The 15,979-nt window shown below is 71.6% G+C and carries 15 protein-coding genes; 3 read left to right on the top strand and 12 right to left on the bottom strand.

All coding sequences use genetic code 11. From position 1 onward, the window contains the following. Nucleotides 1–34: 34 nt before the first annotated feature. Both ACIBW9_RS21630 and fdxA read right to left on the bottom strand, forming a co-directional pair. Nucleotides 35–1,126 carry a bifunctional succinyldiaminopimelate transaminase/glutamate-prephenate aminotransferase gene (locus ACIBW9_RS21630; protein ID WP_398957311.1) on the bottom strand — a complete coding sequence of 364 codons (1,092 nt, stop codon included), beginning with the start codon at nucleotides 1,124–1,126 and terminating at the stop codon, nucleotides 35–37. Nucleotides 1,127–1,264: 138 nt separating this feature from the next. Continuing rightward, nucleotides 1,265–1,585: a ferredoxin gene (fdxA, locus tag ACIBW9_RS21625; protein WP_030929316.1), complete on the bottom strand. Its 321-nt coding sequence runs from the start codon at nucleotides 1,583–1,585 to the stop codon at nucleotides 1,265–1,267. A gap of 140 nt (nucleotides 1,586–1,725) precedes the next feature. Between fdxA and ACIBW9_RS21620 the strand changes: the two genes are divergently transcribed. Together ACIBW9_RS21620 and ACIBW9_RS21615 are read left to right on the top strand one after the other, a co-directional pair. Beyond that, nucleotides 1,726–2,742 carry a GNAT family N-acetyltransferase gene (locus ACIBW9_RS21620; RefSeq protein ID WP_398957308.1) on the top strand — a complete coding sequence of 339 codons (1,017 nt, stop codon included), beginning with the start codon at nucleotides 1,726–1,728 and terminating at the stop codon, nucleotides 2,740–2,742. A 32-nt stretch (nucleotides 2,743–2,774) separates the two neighbouring features. Beyond that, nucleotides 2,775–3,626, top strand: a complete 852-nt coding sequence (locus ACIBW9_RS21615; protein WP_398957306.1) for a tetratricopeptide repeat protein — start codon at nucleotides 2,775–2,777, stop codon at nucleotides 3,624–3,626. A gap of 115 nt (nucleotides 3,627–3,741) precedes the next feature. On the opposite strand, the gene ACIBW9_RS21610 is transcribed toward ACIBW9_RS21615, so the two are convergent. From ACIBW9_RS21610 to ACIBW9_RS21575, 8 genes are all read right to left on the bottom strand, one after another. Continuing rightward, complete coding sequence (locus ACIBW9_RS21610; protein ID WP_115906111.1) at nucleotides 3,742–4,356, bottom strand: response regulator transcription factor; 615 nt, start codon at nucleotides 4,354–4,356, stop codon at nucleotides 3,742–3,744. Next, nucleotides 4,353–5,543 (bottom strand): sensor histidine kinase, encoded by a 1,191-nt coding sequence (locus ACIBW9_RS21605; protein WP_398957652.1) that lies wholly within the window; start codon nucleotides 5,541–5,543, stop codon nucleotides 4,353–4,355. The genes ACIBW9_RS21610 and ACIBW9_RS21605 overlap by 4 nt, the downstream gene beginning before the upstream one ends. A 5-nt stretch (nucleotides 5,544–5,548) precedes the next feature. Next, entirely contained in the window at nucleotides 5,549–6,280 is a 732-nt protein-coding gene (locus ACIBW9_RS21600) for an ABC transporter permease (RefSeq protein WP_398957304.1), read from the bottom strand. Next, nucleotides 6,277–7,203, bottom strand: a complete 927-nt coding sequence (locus tag ACIBW9_RS21595; RefSeq protein WP_398957302.1) for an ABC transporter ATP-binding protein — start codon at nucleotides 7,201–7,203, stop codon at nucleotides 6,277–6,279. Before ACIBW9_RS21595 ends, ACIBW9_RS21600 begins: the two co-directional genes overlap by 4 nt. 147 nt (nucleotides 7,204–7,350) lie before the next feature. Beyond that, the gene (locus tag ACIBW9_RS21590; protein ID WP_398957300.1) at nucleotides 7,351–9,621 is read right to left on the bottom strand and encodes a hypothetical protein; all 2,271 of its coding nucleotides are present in this window, start codon (nucleotides 9,619–9,621) and stop codon (nucleotides 7,351–7,353) included. Nucleotides 9,622–9,775: 154 nt separating this feature from the next. After that, nucleotides 9,776–10,186 (bottom strand): DUF6113 family protein, encoded by a 411-nt coding sequence (locus tag ACIBW9_RS21585; RefSeq protein ID WP_398957298.1) that lies wholly within the window; start codon nucleotides 10,184–10,186, stop codon nucleotides 9,776–9,778. Next, nucleotides 10,183–11,055, bottom strand: coding sequence for an N-acetyl-1-D-myo-inositol-2-amino-2-deoxy-alpha-D-glucopyranoside deacetylase (gene mshB / locus ACIBW9_RS21580; protein WP_398957296.1), 873 nt, complete (start codon nucleotides 11,053–11,055; stop codon nucleotides 10,183–10,185). The genes ACIBW9_RS21585 and mshB overlap by 4 nt, the downstream gene beginning before the upstream one ends. A gap of 46 nt (nucleotides 11,056–11,101) precedes the next feature. Further along, entirely contained in the window at nucleotides 11,102–11,296 is a 195-nt protein-coding gene (locus ACIBW9_RS21575; protein ID WP_115906118.1) for a hypothetical protein, read from the bottom strand. 177 nt (nucleotides 11,297–11,473) lie between these two features. Here ACIBW9_RS21575 and ACIBW9_RS21570 point away from each other — a divergent pair, with 177 nt between their 5' ends. Then, nucleotides 11,474–13,594 (top strand): prolyl oligopeptidase family serine peptidase, encoded by a 2,121-nt coding sequence (locus ACIBW9_RS21570; RefSeq protein ID WP_398957293.1) that lies wholly within the window; start codon nucleotides 11,474–11,476, stop codon nucleotides 13,592–13,594. A gap of 122 nt (nucleotides 13,595–13,716) precedes the next feature. Here the strand turns inward: ACIBW9_RS21570 and ACIBW9_RS21565 are convergent, their stop codons facing one another. Both ACIBW9_RS21565 and ACIBW9_RS21560 read right to left on the bottom strand, forming a co-directional pair. Beyond that, on the bottom strand, nucleotides 13,717–14,772 hold the full coding sequence (locus ACIBW9_RS21565) for an ABC transporter ATP-binding protein (protein WP_398957291.1): 1,056 nt from the start codon (nucleotides 14,770–14,772) through the stop codon (nucleotides 13,717–13,719). Continuing rightward, a complete protein-coding gene (locus tag ACIBW9_RS21560) occupies nucleotides 14,765–15,748 on the bottom strand; it encodes an ABC transporter ATP-binding protein (protein ID WP_398957287.1) in 984 nt (327 codons plus the stop codon). The genes ACIBW9_RS21565 and ACIBW9_RS21560 overlap by 8 nt, the downstream gene beginning before the upstream one ends. Nucleotides 15,749–15,979 lie beyond the last annotated feature (231 nt).

The raw sequence follows: 15,979 nt of genomic DNA, 5'->3' as shown, positions 1-15,979 counted from the left end.
ATCGTCCCGGGCCCCCTCGTCACGTCCACGGTCGCTACAGCCGCCCCACGGCCGCCCGCACCCGCTCGTCCGTCGCCGTCAGCGCCACGCGTACGAACTTCTCGCCCGCCGTGCCGTAGAAGTCGCCCGGCGCGACCAGGATGCCGAGCTCGGCCAGGTGGGCCACGGTGTCCCAGCAGGACTCGTCCCGCGTCGCCCACAGGTAGAGGCTGGCCTCGCTGTGCTCGATGCGGAAGCCGTGGCGAAGGAGCGCCTCGCGCAGGGCCGTGCGCCGGGCCGCGTACCGCTCGCGCTGCTCCCGGACATGGGCGTCGTCGCCCAGGGCCGCCACCACGGCCGCCTGGGTGGGTGCCGGCGTCATCATGCCGCCGTGCTTGCGGATCTCGAGCAGCGGGCCGAGCACGGCCGGGTCACCGGCCAGGAAAGCCGCGCGGTAGCCCGCCAGGTTGGAGCGCTTGGAGAGGGAGTGGACGGACACGATGCCCTCGTACGAGCCGCCGTTCACCTCCGGGTGCAGGACCGAGACCGGGTCCGCCTCCCAGCCCAGCTCCAGGTAGCACTCGTCGGAGAAGACCAGGATCCCGTGCTCGCGCGCCCACGCGACGATCCGGGTCAGCTCCGCCTTGCCCAGCACCCTGCCGGTCGGGTTCGACGGCGAGTTGAGCCACAGCAGCCTCAGGTTCGTCGGGTCCAGATCGGTGGGGTCGTCGTAGACCTCGTGGTCCGCGCGGGCCAGACGGGCGCCCACCTCGTACGTCGGGTAGGCCAGGCGCGGGTACGCCACCTTGTCGCCCGGGCCGAGGCCCAGCTGGGTGGGGAGCCAGGCGACGAGTTCCTTGGAGCCGACGATCGGCAGGACGTGCTTGTGCGTGACCTCGCGGGCGCCGAGCCGGCGCTCGACCCAGCCGGTGATCGCGTCGCGCAGGGCCGGGGTGCCCCAGACCGTCGGATAGCCCGGGGAGTCCGCCGCGTCGATGAGGGCCTTCTGGACCAGCTCGGGGACCGGGTCGACCGGGGTGCCGACGGAGAGGTCGACGATGCCGTCCGGGTGCGAGGCGGCCGTCTTCTTGTACGGCTCCAGCTTGTCCCAGGGGAAGGTGGGCAGGCGGTCGGAGACTGCGGACACGGGATCTGGCTCACTTTCTGGTACGGCAGACGGCCCAGGGGCCCTGGTACGGCAAACGCCTCGGTCCCGTACGGCGATCAGCGGGGCGATCCGGCCGTACGGGACCGAGGCGGCACGGTGTGCGGGCCGCTTACGTGATTACTCGGCCTGCGGCGGCAGCGCGGCGATGAAGGGGTGGTCCCGCTCGATCAGGCCCAGCTTGCTGGCACCGCCGGGGGAGCCGAGCTCGTCGAAGAACTCGACGTTCGCCTTGTAGTAGTCCTTCCACTCCTCCGGAGTGTCGTCCTCGTAGAAGATCGCCTCGACCGGGCAGACCGGCTCACAGGCACCACAGTCGACGCATTCGTCCGGGTGGATGTACAAGGACCGCTGGCCCTCGTAGATGCAGTCGACCGGGCACTCCTCGATGCACGCCTTGTCCTTCACGTCGACACAAGGCTGCGCGATGACGTAGGTCACGCTGTCGTTCCTCCTCGATAGGGCGCTGGCGGGCCTCCGTAGGCTCCGCCGCCTGGCGCGCGGGAGCGCGGCGTCGTCGATGCCCGCCCCTAGTATCTCCGTTCTTGGGCGTGATCCGAACAGGAGGGGTGAACTGACCTGTGGAAATCTCGGCCGGCGGACGTCTCGAGGTTCGTATCACCGCTGCTGACGTGGGGAAACGAGTTTCCGTGCGTCGCTTGACCACTCCTGGAGCCCCGGACGAGAAGTTCACCGACACGGTGGGTGTTCTCACATCATGGGACGACGGTGTGCTGCTGATCACACGGAAGAGCGGCGAGAGCATCCGCATTCCGGAATCGGCGCTGGTCGCGGGCAAGGTCGTCCCCGCCGCGCCGGCCCGCAGACGGGGCCCCGCCGCCTCGTACGAGGAGCTGGCGCACGTCGCCTCGCGCGCATGGCGGCCGGTGGAGAGCGAGCGGCTCGGTGGGTGGGAGCTGCGGGCCGCGGCCGGGTTCACGCGGCGCGCCAATTCGGTGCTGCCGCTCGGCGACCCGGGCGTACCGCTCGACGAGGCCCTCGACCTCGTACGAGGCTGGTACGGCGACCGCGGGCTGCCCGCGTACGTCCAGACCGCGACCGGCGCCGAGGGCACGCAGGAGCTGCTGTGTGCGGAGCTGGAGCGGCGCGGATGGGTGCGTGAGGTGACCGCCGAACTGTGGATCGGGGCGCTCGCGCCGGTCGCGGACCGGGCGGAGGCGTCCGGGGTCGTGCTGTCCCGGGAGGCGGACGAGGCGTGGCTTGCGCGGTACCAGCGCAAGGGGGTGAGCGAGGTGGCGCTGAAGGTGCTGAGGAGCGGTCCCTCGGTGTGGTTCGCGACGGTTCCCGGCTCGTCGCAGGGCGCGGCGCCCGCGGCGATCGGGCGGTGTGTCGTGGACGGGCGGTGGGCGTCCTTCGCCGCCGTCGAGGTGGATCCGGAGCAGCGGCGGCGCGGGCTGGCCACCACCGTGATGGCCGCGCTGGCCCGGCGGGCGCTCGACGAGGGCGCCTCGGCCGCCTGGCTGCAGGTCGAGGAGGACAACGCGGGGGCGCGGGCCCTGTACGCCGGGATGGGTTTCGCCGCGCACCACGCGTACCACCACTACCGGGAACCGGCGGCTCCCGGCAGCGGCTCGTAGTACCGACCCCCGGGAGAGGGCACCAGGCTGCTATGCGTTCCCCACACCCCCCACCGCCCGAGCGGTCCGCCGAACTGCGGCGGCGGTTCGCCGAGGAGGCGCGGTCCGAGCGGCCCGATCTGTCGACGCTGTGCCTGCTGGTGGGCGCGGAGGCGGACGGGGCGCTGGACGAGGTGGGCCTGGACGCCGCCCAGATGGAGCTGGACCGGCTGGCGGGGCGGGTGCCGTTCCGGCCGGGCGGTCCGATGGCGTGGGCCACGGCGCTGCACCACCTGCTCGGGGTGCAGGAAGGCTTCCGCGGCTCCCCCGCCGACTACCAGCGCCTGGAGTCCTCGCTGCTGCACGAGGTGCTGCGGCGGCGGCGCGGACTGCCGATCCTGCTGTCGGTGGTGTGGATGGAGGTCGCACGGCGGGCGGGGGCGCCGGTGTACGGGGTCGCTCTGCCGGGGCACTTCGTGGTCGGGTTCGGGCCCCAGGAGCGGCAGGTGCTGGTGGATCCGTTCGACGGGGGGCGTGTGCTGGGCGTCGGCGACGCTGAGCTGTTGGTGGCGGGGGCCACGGGGGCTCCACTCGATCCGTCGATGTTGACGGCGGCGGATCCGCTGGATGTCGTTCTGCGGATCCTCAACAACATCCGGGCGTGGGCGGCCGCTCGGCCGGAGCGGTCGGATGTGTCCTTGTGGGCGGTGGAGCTGTCGTTGTTGTTGCCTTCGCATCCTGCGCGGTTGCGGTACGAGCGGGCGCAGTTGCTGGTGCAGCGGGGGGACTTCGTCGAGGGGGCGGTGGAGTTGGAGGCGTATGCGGAGATCTTGGGGGCGGTGGATGAGTCGGCCGCGGAGCGTGTGCGGGGGCAGGCCCGGGCGGCCCGGGCGCTTCTCAACTGAGTTCGCCCCATCGCCATAGGGGTTTGTGCAGTTGTGCGTGTGCGAGTTCGTTGTGGCTTGTCGCGCCCACGCGGCGGAGCCGCATATCAACACAGCCCCGCGCCCCTTCGGGGCGCTACAGCCAGCCCTTTTCCCGGGCGATCCGTACCGCCTCCGCCCTGTTTCTCACCGCCAGTTTCTGGATTGCCGTCGACAAGTAATTCCGGACCGTCCCCTGGGACAAATGCAGGGCCGCTGCCAGTTCCGCGTTCGTCGAGCCGTCCGCCGCCGCGCGAAGGACCTCGCGCTCTCGGTCCGTCAGCGGGTTGGCGCCCTCTGCCAGGGCCGCCGCCGCCAGGGTGGGGTCGATGACCCGCTCGCCCGCCAGCACCTTGCGTACCGCTTCTGCCAGTTGGGCTGCCGGGGCGTCCTTGACCAGGAAGGCGTCGGCGCCTGCTTCCATGGCGCTGCGGAGGTAGCCGGGGCGGCCGAAGGTGGTGAGGACGACCAGTTTCACGGCGGGCAGGGCCTTGTGGACCTGTGCCGCCGCCTCGATGCCGGTGCAGCCCGGCATCTCGATGTCGAGGAGGGCCACGTCCACGGCGTGCTCACGGGCGGCCGCCAACACCTCGTCACCGCGTGCCACTTGGGCCACGACCTCGATGTCGTCCTCCAGGCCGAGGAGGGCGGCCAGCGCCTCGCGGACCATCGACTGGTCCTCGGCGAGGAGCACCTTGATCGTAGAGCTCATGCCCCGGATCCTACGGCCGACGGGGTGTCGGCGGGGACGCGGGCGACGAGACGGAAGCCGTGCTTGATACGGCCTGCCTCCAGGGTGCCGCCGGCCTTCTCCAGGCGTTCCGTCAGGCCCGTCAGACCGTTGCCCGGGCCCTTGCCGGGGGCGCCGGAGCCGTTGTCCTCCACGGCGAGTTCCAGGACCGGGCCGTCCAGGGTCTGGCGGTGCAGCACCTCCACCGTGCAGCGGGTGGCGCCGCTGTGCCGTACGACGTTGGTGACCGCCTCGCGCAGCGCCCAGGCGAGGGCGGACTCGCTCTCCGTGGAGACGCCGGTGAGGTCCGGCCGGTCGGGGACCTCGGCGGTGACGCCCGCTGCCGTCAAGGCGACCTGGGTGCCCGCGAGTTCCTCGGACAGGCGCGGGCGGCGATAGCCGCTGACCGCCTCGCGGACGTCCACCAGGGCCTGGCGGCTGACCTGTTCGATGTCGGCGACCTGCTGGGCCGCCTTGTCGGGGTGGTCGGGGAGCATGCGGCCCGCCAGTTCGCTCTTCAGCGTGATCAGGGAGAGCGAGTGGCCGAGGAGGTCGTGCAGGTCGCGGGCCAGGCGCAGACGCTCCTCGTTGGCGGCCAGTTGGGCGACCGTGGCGCGGGCCTTGCGCAGCTCCACGGTCGTCCGCACCAGTTGCTTCACGCCCATCATCGCGAAGCCCAGGAGCAGCACCACCAGGACGAGGCTCCAGTCGTCCGCACGGAAGTGCAGCAGGACCAGGAGCATGGTGAGGGTGTTCAGCCCGACCGCCCAGTACGCGATCCGCTGCGGCAGCGTGGCGCCGCAGGTGACGGAGACGTACACGAAGAGGCCGATCCACGCGCTGCCGAGGGTGAGGCACAGGACCAGGGCGAGCGTTCCGAGCACGGCGACGAGGGCGCCTACGGCCCGTCCGGAGTACGGGCGGCCCATGTTGCGGAAGACCAGCGCCAGATAGACGCCGGTGAAGGAGGCCAGGGCCACCCAGCCCGCCGCGGTCGCGGCGGGCGTGTGGTGGCCGGAGGCCAGGTCCTGCACCGGCGACCCGAGAAAGATCAGCCAGGGCAGGATCCAGACCAGTTTGCGCGTGGCCTCGGCCCGGTTGCGGGGCGGCTGGCCGACCCGGATCGCGTTCTCGGCCCGGAGTTCCGCGGGCAGCCCGTCGTCCGTCATCGTGCTCACGCCTTCAGCGTGTCCTTCCGGTACAGCCACGCCGCGCCGCCCGCGAACAGGAGGAAGTAGACGACGAGGAGGGCGAGGTCCTTGGTCTCGGGGGACTGGCTCTGTTCGATGGCCCGCCCGAGGGCAGCGTACGCGTGTGTGGGCAGCCACTTGGCGATGTCCTGCAACCACTGGGGAAAGGTGGTCGACGGCATCCACAGGCCGCCGAGGATCGACAGGCCGAAGTACGTGATCATCGTGATCGGGCGGACCGCGTCACCGGTGGCGAGGTAGCCGATGGCGACGCCGAGCGCGGCGAAGACCAGGCTGCCGGCCCAGATCGCCCCGGTGAGCGCGCACCACTGCCAGGCGTCCAGCCGTACGCCCCGCACGGCCGCGGCGACCAGGAAGACCACCACGATGGAGGGCAGGCTGACGACGGCGGCACTGGCGGTCTTGGCGAGGACATAGCCGCGCCCGGGCAGCGTGGTCAGCCGCAGCTGCCGTACCCAGCCGCCCTCCCGCTCCTTGGCGATGCGCTCGCTGTTGCCCATGAGGACCGCGGTCAGGGCGCCGAAGGAGGCCATGGAGACCATGACGTACGAGGCGACGCTCAGTCCTGTGCCGTCGACCTTCCCCGTCTGGTTGGAGACCAGCAGGAAGATCACCGACGGGTAGATCACCGAGAAGAACAGGAACTTGCGGTTGCGCAGGGCGCGGGTGAGCTCCAGCTTGATCAGGCTGTTCACGACTGCTTCGCCTCCTCGGCGGCGGTGATGGCGACGAAGGCCTGCTCCAGACCGAGCCCGGCGACTTCGAGGTTGCGGGGGTAGACACCGAGGCCGTACAGGGCGTGCACGGTCGCGTCGGCGTCGGAGGACTGGATGCGGACGGTCTGGCCGCTGATGTCGATCGAGGTGAGGAAGGGCAGCGAGCGGATCGGCGCCTCGTCGATGGTGCCTTCGAGGTCGAACGACACCCTGCGCGCCCCGGCCTTCGCCTTGATCTCGGCCGCCGTGCCGTCCGCCAGCAGCCGGCCCCGGTGCAGGACCAGCACCCGGTCGGCGATGGCGTCCGCCTCCTCCAGGTAGTGCGTGGCGAACAGGACCGTGCGGCCCTGGTCGGCCTGCTCGCGCATGGTGGCCCAGAAGGCCTGGCGGGCGGAGACGTCCATGCCGGTGGTCGGCTCGTCGAGGACGATCAGGTCGCTGTCGCCGGCCGTGGCGAGGGCGAAGCGGACGCGCTGGGCCTGGCCGCCGGAGAGCTTGTTGACCTTGCGGTCGGCGATCTGGGAGATGCCGGCGCGGGCGAGCACGTCCTTGGCCTTGTAGGGCTTCGGGTGCAGGTCGCAGGCGAGCTTCACCAGCTCGGCGACCGTGACCTCGTCCATCAGCCCGCCGCTCTGCAGCATGGCGCCCACGCGCCCGGCGACGATGGCCTCGCGCGGGCTGGTGCCGAAGACGCTGACCGTGCCGCTGTCGGCGTTCTTTAGGCCGAGCAGCAGGTCGAGGGTGGTCGACTTGCCGGCCCCGTTCGGCCCCAGCAGGGCCACCGTCTCCCCCGGGTGCAGGGCGAGGGTCAGCCCGTCGACGGCCCGTACGGTCCCGTACGTCTTGCTCACCTGGTCGAAGCCGACCACCGGGGCGGTGGTCGCTTTCGCTGTCGTCGTCATGGATCCATGGTGGCCGCGCAGGCCCAGGTCACGTCAGTGTCGGCGGTCCTGACTGCCGGATGACAGATGTCATACGGCGGACGGTGACAGACGGCGAAGGGGGGCACCCGGCGCGTGGCCGGGTGCCCCCCTTCGCCGGGCCTGACGTCAGCTCGGGTTGGTCTTGATGATCCCGACCCGGTTGGTCTTGCTCAGCAGGGCCTGGCGCAGGGCGACGTAGACGTCCTGGGGGGTGACGGCCGTCTTCTTGCCGGTGGCCCGGGTGATCAGGACGTTGTCGAACTGGCCGCCGTAGAGCTGCTTGAGCGCAGCGAGGTCCGGCTTGTCGACGAGCTTGCCGTCCACGGCCGCGACCCGGAGGAACTTCCACAGGGAGTTCTGCGGGCTGAGCGGCAGCGAGACGCCCGTGTCGGTCTTGACCGTGACGAGCCCCGACATCGCCGGCTCGGCGAAGGCCTTCATCTCCCGGTCGACCTCGGCGTTCGTGACCGTCGGCTGCTGGGTCGTGGTGACGACCGCGACCGGGTCGGTGGCGTTGGTCTCCACCTGGCTGCGGTACGCCTCCTCGACCGCCTGGGCGGACCTGGCGGCGTCGATGCCCTTGCCCGCCTTGCCGTAGACGGCGACGGCCTTGCCCGAGGTGAACTTGATCGTGCCCTCGGTCATGGAGCCGGAGCCGCCGGCCGCGCTCTGCAGGGCGGCGGTCAGCTTCTCCTCGTCGACGGGCATGACCGGGTCGACGACCCGGTGGTTGCCGAAGAGGGAGCCGATGACGGAGATCGGGTTGTAGTCGGCCTGCGCGGCCGCCGCGACCGTGGCCTGCTCGTCGAACTGCAGGCCCGCCTGGTCCGGCTTGAGCTCGACCGTCCTGCCGCCGACGGACAGCTTCAGCGGCTTGTCCACCCGGTCGCCGAAGGCCGCGTCGAGCTTCTTGACGGCCTCGTCGCGGGTGCCGCCGCCGATGTCGACGCCGAGCACGGTGGTGCCCTTGGGCACGTCGGAGTGGTTCATCAGCAGCCCGGCGCCGTAGGCGAGACCGCCGACGATGACCACGCCGGTGCCGAGCAGCACCAGCTTGTTGCGCCCCTTCTTCTGCTTCTTGGGCGCTGCGGCGGCCGACGCGCTCTGGCCGCCCGGCTCGGGCAGCTTCGGGGGCGTGTGCGGCAGCGGGCCGTCGGTGTGGGAGCCGGGGCCGAAGGGCGAACTCGCGCCGGGCGACCCGACCGGGACGCCGCTGGTGACGGTGTGTCCGGAGATGTTGTCGGGCGCCGGGAAGCCCTGCTGGGCCGGCTCGGGGGCCGGCTTCTGCGGGGTGAGGATCGCGGTGTCGTCGCTGAGGCCGCCACCGGGGCCGAGGCCCGCGCCGTGCGCGCCGCCGATGGTGCCGGGGCCGCCGATGCCCGCGGGGCCGCCGAGGCCGGCGGGTGCGCCGGAGCCGCCGGGTCCCTTGGGTCCGACGGGTCCGCCGGGTCCGGCGCCGAAGGGCGAGGTCACGGGGCTGTCACCGGTGACCGGGCCGACGGTCGGGCCCGCGGGGCCCTGGGCGCCGCCCTGGCCGCCGCGGCCGTTCGGCCCGTTGAAGCCGCTCGCACCGCCCGGGCCGCCGTAACCGCCCTGACCGTTCTGCCCGTTCTGGGTGCCGCGCTCGCCGTCCGAGAAGTACGGGAGGTCGTCACGGCGAGGCTCGCTGCCGCCGCCGGGGCGCGCGCCGCCGCCGAGCGGTCCGGCGGCCAGCGCCTCGGTGACGTCGAAGGAACCGGTGCCGCCGCCGTGCCCGGGGGCCACGGGGCCGCCGGTCGCTCCGGGGAGCCCGGCGCCGTTCGTCCCGCCCGGGCGGGAGGCGCCGCCGGGCCGGGAGCCGCCCGGCACGCTCATGGAGCCCACCACGCCGCCGGGGCGGCCGGTGCCCGGACGGGCGCCGCCGGAAGCACCGCCGCCGAAGGGCCCGGCGCCCGGGGCGGTCGGCGCACCTGCGCCCGAACCGCCCGGCAGACCGGCGCCGTTGGTGGAGCCGCCGCCCTGACCGCCCTTGGCGGGGGCCGACTTGCGGGGTGCGAACCAACCGCTCGCCCTGTCCTCGGCGGGCTGAGCGGACTCGGCCGGGGGCTCGACGGTGCTCATGGCCTGGGTGGCACCCCCCGGAGCCTCGGTCTCCCCGGTGTCGTCGGAGCCCTCGGCGTCCGCGACGGGCGTACGCACGACGACCGGCGGAATGGGCCGCGACCCTGGGATGTTGATCCGGATCCGGGTCGTCAGTGTGGTCTCGGTCTTGCGGTCCTCCGGCTGCGCGGCCGAACGGCCCGCATCCGTACCGGCGTCGGAAGCCGTGGGGGTCCCGTACGGCGGCGTGCCCGACGGGTATGCGGCTTGGCCGCGCCCGTTGGGCCCGGAGGACGGAGTGTCAGTTTCACGACTCAAGGCAGGTTCTCCCGGTTGGCTCCGCCGCCCGACACAACCTCACGGGCGGCTCGGCGGCGCGCACCACCATACTGGCCACTTCTGGCGCGTATCCCATGACCGCCGGGGAAACCCACACGGGACTCCCACTAGTGGTTAATGGCGAAGTGGTACGTCACTTGCCAAGTCGGACGTCATGGGCACCTGGTTGCCGCCCCTGTCCAAGGGTGGCGCAGATCACAGCGACGGCCATCCCTCCGAAGAGGAAGAGATAGGAGCCGCCTCCTGCGCCGAAGAGGAAGTCCCCTTCGGGTCTGCTGGCGGTGAGCAGGATGACGGAGATCATCCATCCGGCGGCAGGTGCGATCGCCCCGCCGCGGCTGCCGGTGGCCCGGCCGCCGCCGAGACAGAGCCCGGCCTCGCCCGCGAGCGCGAGCAGCAGCCCGCCGGGGAACCAGCCGGCCTGCACCAGCGCACCGGCCGCGCCGACGACCGCGCCGAGCACGAAGAGGCCCACGTACAGCAGCGTCCGTCCGGCGGAGGGCCGCTGCAGCGGCTGGGCGAGCAGGGAACCGCGCTCCGTCATGACGCCTCCTCGGCACCGGCGAACCCGGTTCCGGCGAAGAGGTCGGTCTCTCTCGACTCTCCGGCTTCCCCGCGCACCAATTCGTAGTATTCGGTGGTGAAGAGGGGCTGCGCCTGTTCGTTGGAGAGCGCGAAGTACGGTTCGGCTACCTCGATCTGGGTGGCGTGGGCCCGCATCGCGGCGGCCTTGGCTGCGGCGTGGGCGGTGCCGTCGATCTCGGCGGTGATCCGGTCGTCGGGCACGACACCCGGTACGTCGTCGATGACGGCGGCCTTGAAGAAGGGCAGACCGGGCAAATCGTCCGCAAGCCGGGCGAAGGCACTCTCGGCGACGGAGCGCGGCACGCGGTTCCAGTAGACCTTGGGGATCTCCCACCCTGCCCGCGCGGCCAGTTCGGCGGCGCGCATGGCCACGCGGTGGGCCTGGATGTGGTCGGGGTGGCCGTATCCGCCGTTGTCGTCGTAGGTGACGAGGACCTGGGGGCGTACCTCCAGGATCACCTCGACGAGGTGGGCGGCCGCCTCGTCCACGTCCGCCTGCCAGAAGCAGGCCGGGTCGTCGTTGTCGGCGAGGCCCATCATCCCGGAGTCGCGGTAGCGGCCCGGGCCGCCGAGCTGACGGAAGTCCTCGACGCCGAGCTCGCGCATGGCGGCCGTGAGCTCCCGCAGCCGGTACTCGCCGAGGGCGGTGCCGGTGAGGTGCCCGAGCTCCGGCGGAATGACCTCGCCGAGCTCGCCCAGGGTGCAGGTGACCAGCGTCACGCGGGCACCCCTGGCCGCGTACGCGGCCATGGTCACGCCGTTGTTGATCGACTCGTCGTCCGGGTGCGCATGCACCAGCAGCAGACGCCGGGAGGGCTGTTCCGTCATGGAGCCACCCTACGAGGCGGCACCGACAGTGCAGTGCAGCCCGGCCTCAGAACTTGATGCTGCCGATCATCCCCGCGATGTTCGTCGTCAGCTCGTGGATGGTGGGAGCGACGGTCGAGGAGGCGAGATAGAACCCGAGCAGCATGCAGACGATCGCATGCCCCGCCTTCAGTCCTGACTTCTTGATCAGAAGGAAGACGATGATCGCCAGCAGCACCACCGCCGAAATCGAGAGTGCCACGGCGGCTCACCTCCAAAGGTCCCAAGAGCGCGGGGGGTCGAACTTAGGGGCCGGACAGAACCACACAACAACCAGCAGGTTCATACCCACTATGCGCTAGTGATCATAACTATCCGACCGCGCGCATCGATCGGCGCACGGCCGCACAAGGGGGCGCATGGCCAATATGGTCAGGGCATGACGACGACGTCCGACTCCTTCCCCCGCAGGCACGCCCGCACCCAGCGGTTCACCCTGGGCGCGCCGCGCGCTTTCACCGTGGCGCCCGACGGCACCCGTGTCGTGTTCCTGCGCTCCACCTCCGGTACGGACAGGGCGAATTCCCTGTGGGTTCTCGATGCAGAGGGCGGCGGGGAGCGCGTGGCGGCCGACCCGCGCGCCCTGCTCGGCGGCGCCTCCGAGGAGCTTCCGCCGGAGGAGCGGGCGCGCCGCGAACGCAGCCGCGAGGGCGGCGCCGGCATCGTCGGCTACGCCACCGACGCGGCCGTGGAGTTGGCGGGTTTCGCCTTGTCAGGGCGGCTTTTCACGGCCGAACTGCGGGCCGGTACGGCACGTGAACTCCCCGCCCCCGGACCGGTGATCGACCCACGCCCCTCCCCCGACGGCCGGCACGTCGCCTATGTCGCGCAGGGCGCGCTGCGGGTGGTGGGCGCCGAGGGCAAGGACGAACGGGCCCTCGCGGAGCCGGAGTCGGCGAACGTCACCTACGGGCTGGCGGAGTTCATCGCGGCCGAGGAGATGCAACGCCTGCGCGGCTTCTGGTGGTCGCCGGACTCGGACCGACTGCTGGTCGCGCGCGTGGACGACACGCCGGTACGGCGCTGGTGGATCTCCGACCCGGCCCAGCCGGAACGTGAGCCACAGCACGTCGCCTACCCGGCGGCGGGCACCGACAACGCGGACGTACGGCTGTTCGTGATCGGTCTGGACGGGGCGCGCACGGAGGTCACCTGGGACCGGGCGCGCTATCCGTATCTGGCGCATGTGCACTGGTCAGAAGCGGGCGTGCCGCTGCTGCTCGTACAGGCGCGCGACCAGCGCAGCCAGTTGTTCCTGGCCGTGAGCCCCGAGACGGGCGCGACCCGGCTGGTGCATGCGGACGAAGATCAGGTTTGGCTTGATCTTTTCCCCGGGGTGCCCTGCTGGAGCCCGTCCGGGCGGCTGGTGCGCATCGTCGACGAGGGCGGGGCGCGGGTCCTCGCGGTGGGTGAACGCCCGCTGACGGGACCGCAGTTGCACGTCCGGGCGGTGCTGGACGTCTCGGACGACAACGTGCTGATCGCCGCGTCCGCCGGCGAGGAGGCCGAGGCCCCCGAGACCGGCGAGGTGCATGTCTACCGCGTCAACGAGCTAGGCCTGGAGCGGGTTTCGCAGGAGCCCGGCGTGCACTCGGCGGTGCGTGCGGGGGGCGTGACCGTGCTGGTGTCCGCCGCACCGGACCGGCCGGGCGCCCGCGTGCAGGTCCTTCGCGACGGCAAGCACGCGGCGACCGTCGCCTCGTACGCGGAGGACCCCGGCATGACACCGCGGTTGACCCTCACCGAGGGGGGCGCACGGCGCATCCCGTGCGCCGTGCTGCTTCCCCGCGACCACGACGGCGAGACCCCGCTCCCGGTCCTCATGGATCCCTACGGCGGTCCGCACGGCCAGCGGGTGGTCGCCGCGCACAATCCGCATCTGACCTCGCAGTGGTTCGCCGACCAGGGGTTCGCGGTCGTGGTCGCGGACGGCCGCGGCACCCCGGGCCGCTCCCCGGCCTGGGAGAAGGCGGTCCGCGACGACCTCGCGGGGGTCACCGTCGAGGACCAGGTGGACGCGCTGCGTGCGCTCGCCGACCGCTTCCCGCTGGACCTGAGCCGGGTCGGCATCCGCGGCTGGTCCTTCGGCGGCTATCTGGCGGCGCTCGCGGTGCTGCGCCGCCCGGACGTCTTCCACGCGGCCGTGGTGGGCGCCCCGGTCACCGATCTGCGGCTGTACGACACCCACTACCAGGAGCGCTACCTCGGCCACCCGGACGAGCAGCCGGAGGTCTACCGCCGCAACTCGCTCATCGACGACGCGGGCCTCGTGGACGCGGCCGAACCGCACCGTCCGATGATGATCATCCATGGTTTCGCCGACGACAACGTGGTGGTCGCCCACTCGCTGCGGCTGTCCTCGGCCCTGCTGGCCGCCGGCCGTCCGCACGAGGTGCTGCCGCTGTCCGGCGTCACGCACATGACCCCGCAGGAGTCGGTCGCCGAGAACCTGCTGCGGCTCCAACTCGACTTCCTGAAGCGGTCGCTGGGTCGGGCCTAGGCACGGCAACGGGCCGGGGCTACATGGCGAGCCCCGGCCCGTTTACGGCACCCGCACGGCCGTACGCTCTAGAGACTGACGCGTCCGTATATCGGAACCGGGTCGGCCAAGTTGCCTGCGTGTTACTCATCGGTCGGCACGACGCCCGGCGCGGAGCGCCTGATCGATGGAGCCTCTTCCGCGAAGTGGCAGGCCGAGTCATGGGCGGCCGGACCGCTCACGCCCCGGAACCCGGCCGGCACCGCCAGCAGCGGCACCTCCAGCGCGCACCGCTCCTGCGCCTTCCAGCACCGCGTGCGGAAGCGGCATCCCGAGGGGATGTTCGTCGGCGACGGCACATCTCCGGTGAGGATGATCCGCTCCCGGTGCTCCCGCGCCACCGGGTCGGGCACGGGGACGGCGGACAGCAGCGCCTGGGTGTAGGGGTGCGTCGGGTGGTCGTAGATCTCGGCGTCCTTGCCGGTCTCCACGATCCGCCCGAGGTACATCACCCCGACCCGGTCCGAGATGTGCCGGACGATCGAAAGGTCGTGCGCGATGAAGACGTAACTCAGCTCGAACTCGCTCTGCAGCCGGTCCATCAGATTGATGACCTGGGCCTGCACGGAGACGTCCAGCGCGGAGACCGGCTCGTCGGCGACGATGACCTCGGGGCGCAGCGCCAAACCCCGTGCGATGCCGATGCGCTGGCGCTGGCCGCCGGAGAACTGGTGCGGATAGCGGTTGATGTACTCCGGGTTGAGCCCGACCACGTCCAGCAGCTCCTGGACCTTCTTGCGCCGGTCGCCCTTGGGTGCCACCTCGGGGTGGATCTCGTACGGCTCCCCGATGATGTCGCCCACGGTCATCCGGGGGTTGAGGGAGGTGTACGGGTCCTGGAAGACCATCTGGATGTTGCGCCGCACGGCGCGCAGGGCCTTGCCGGACAGCTTGCCGATGTCCTCGCCCTTGTAGCGGATCTCCCCCGCCGTCGGCTTCTCCAGGTTGACCAGCATCTTGGCGACCGTCGACTTGCCGCAGCCGGACTCCCCGACGATGCCGAGGGTTTCACCGCGGGCGAGTTCGAAGTCCACGCCGTCGACGGCCTTCACCGCGCCGACCTGCTTCTTGAAGAGAACCCCCTGGGTGAGCGGATAGTGCTTGAAGAGCCCCCTGACGTGCAGAATCGACTCAGCCATTCATGCACTCCCTCCAGAAGTGGCAGGCGCTGCGGCGGTCCGGCTCCTCACCGTTCACCTCGTACAGGGGCGGTTCGTCGGTCCGGCAGACGTCCTGGGCCATCGGGCAGCGGGGGTGGAAGGCGCAGCCCGGCGGGATGTGCATGAGGTTGGGCGGCAGGCCCTTGATGGCGTAGAGCTCGCGGCCCTTCTGGTCGAGCCGCGGGATCGACTCCAGCAGGCCCTTGGTGTACGGGTGCGCGGGCACCTTGTAGATGTCGTGCACCGGGGCCGTCTCGACGATCCGGCCCGCGTACATCACGGCGATCCGGTCGGCGACGTCGGCGACCACGCCCAGGTCGTGGGTGATCAGGATGAGCCCCATGTGGTACTCGCGCTGCAACTCGGCGAGCAGGTCCATCACCTGGGCCTGGACGGTGACGTCCAGCGCGGTCGTCGGCTCGTCGGCGATGATCAGCGCCGGTTCCAGGGCCAGCGCCATCGCGATCATGATGCGCTGGCGCATGCCCCCGGAGAACTGGTGCGGGTAGTCCTTGACCCTTTCCCTGGCCGCCGGGATCCGCACCCGCTCCATCAGCTCGACGGCCTTCGCGCGCGCGTCCTTCCGGGACATCCCCCGGTGCACGACGAACATCTCGCCGAGCTGGTCGCCCACGGAGAGCACGGGGTTGAGGGAGGACAGCGCGTCCTGGAAGATCATGGCCATCTCGGCGCCGCGGACCTTCCTGCGCTCGTCCTCCTTCAGCTTCAGCAGGTCCTGGCCCTGGAAGAGGATCTCGCCGCCCGTGATCCTCCCGGGCGGCATGTCGAGGATGCCCATGACCGCCTGCGCGGTGACGGACTTCCCCGACCCGGACTCACCGAGCACCGCGAGGGTCTCCCCCGCGTCCACGGCGTAGTCGACCCCGTTGACGGCCTTGGCGACCCCGTCCCGGGTCCGGAACTCCACGTGCAGGTCCCGCACTTCGAGCAGCATGACGCCGTCACCTCAGCTTCGGGTCGAGGGCGTCGCGCACGACGGCGTCCCGCCGGGTGGTGCAGGACTGCGGACCGGGCCGGTCCGCGTGAGGCGCCGGGCCGGCGGCTTCGCGCCGTGGCGCACCGGGCCCCCGCCATGGGTGGGGCCACGATCGCCGACCGCGCAGGTCCAGGGCCATGACACCGTCACCTCAACTCCAGATCGAGGGGGTCGCGCCGAGCAATGCGG

Origin of the sequence: Streptomyces sp. NPDC049541, from assembly GCF_044465725.1 — a bacterium.
In the GTDB taxonomy this organism is placed as follows: Bacteria; Actinomycetota; Actinomycetes; order Streptomycetales; family Streptomycetaceae; genus Streptomyces.
Note: the sequence above shows the minus strand (reverse complement) of the source record. Positions and strands in the feature narration are given on the sequence as shown.

Excerpts from the sequence above, each read along its gene's own strand:
- ACIBW9_RS21615 (WP_398957306.1), top strand. The coding sequence starts at position 2,775 with ATGCGTTCCCCACACCCCCCACCGCCCGAGCGGTCCGCCGAACTGCGG.
- ACIBW9_RS21610 (WP_115906111.1), bottom strand. The coding sequence starts at position 4,356 with ATGAGCTCTACGATCAAGGTGCTCCTCGCCGAGGACCAGTCGATGGTC.
- ACIBW9_RS21605 (WP_398957652.1), bottom strand. The coding sequence starts at position 5,543 with ATGACGGACGACGGGCTGCCCGCGGAACTCCGGGCCGAGAACGCGATC.
- ACIBW9_RS21595 (WP_398957302.1), bottom strand. The coding sequence starts at position 7,203 with ATGACGACGACAGCGAAAGCGACCACCGCCCCGGTGGTCGGCTTCGAC.
- ACIBW9_RS21585 (WP_398957298.1), bottom strand. The coding sequence starts at position 10,186 with ATGACGGAGCGCGGTTCCCTGCTCGCCCAGCCGCTGCAGCGGCCCTCC.
- mshB (WP_398957296.1), bottom strand. The coding sequence starts at position 11,055 with ATGACGGAACAGCCCTCCCGGCGTCTGCTGCTGGTGCATGCGCACCCG.
- ACIBW9_RS21570 (WP_398957293.1), top strand. The coding sequence starts at position 11,474 with ATGACGACGACGTCCGACTCCTTCCCCCGCAGGCACGCCCGCACCCAG.
- ACIBW9_RS21565 (WP_398957291.1), bottom strand. The coding sequence starts at position 14,772 with ATGGCTGAGTCGATTCTGCACGTCAGGGGGCTCTTCAAGCACTATCCG.
- ACIBW9_RS21560 (WP_398957287.1), bottom strand. The coding sequence starts at position 15,748 with ATGCTGCTCGAAGTGCGGGACCTGCACGTGGAGTTCCGGACCCGGGAC.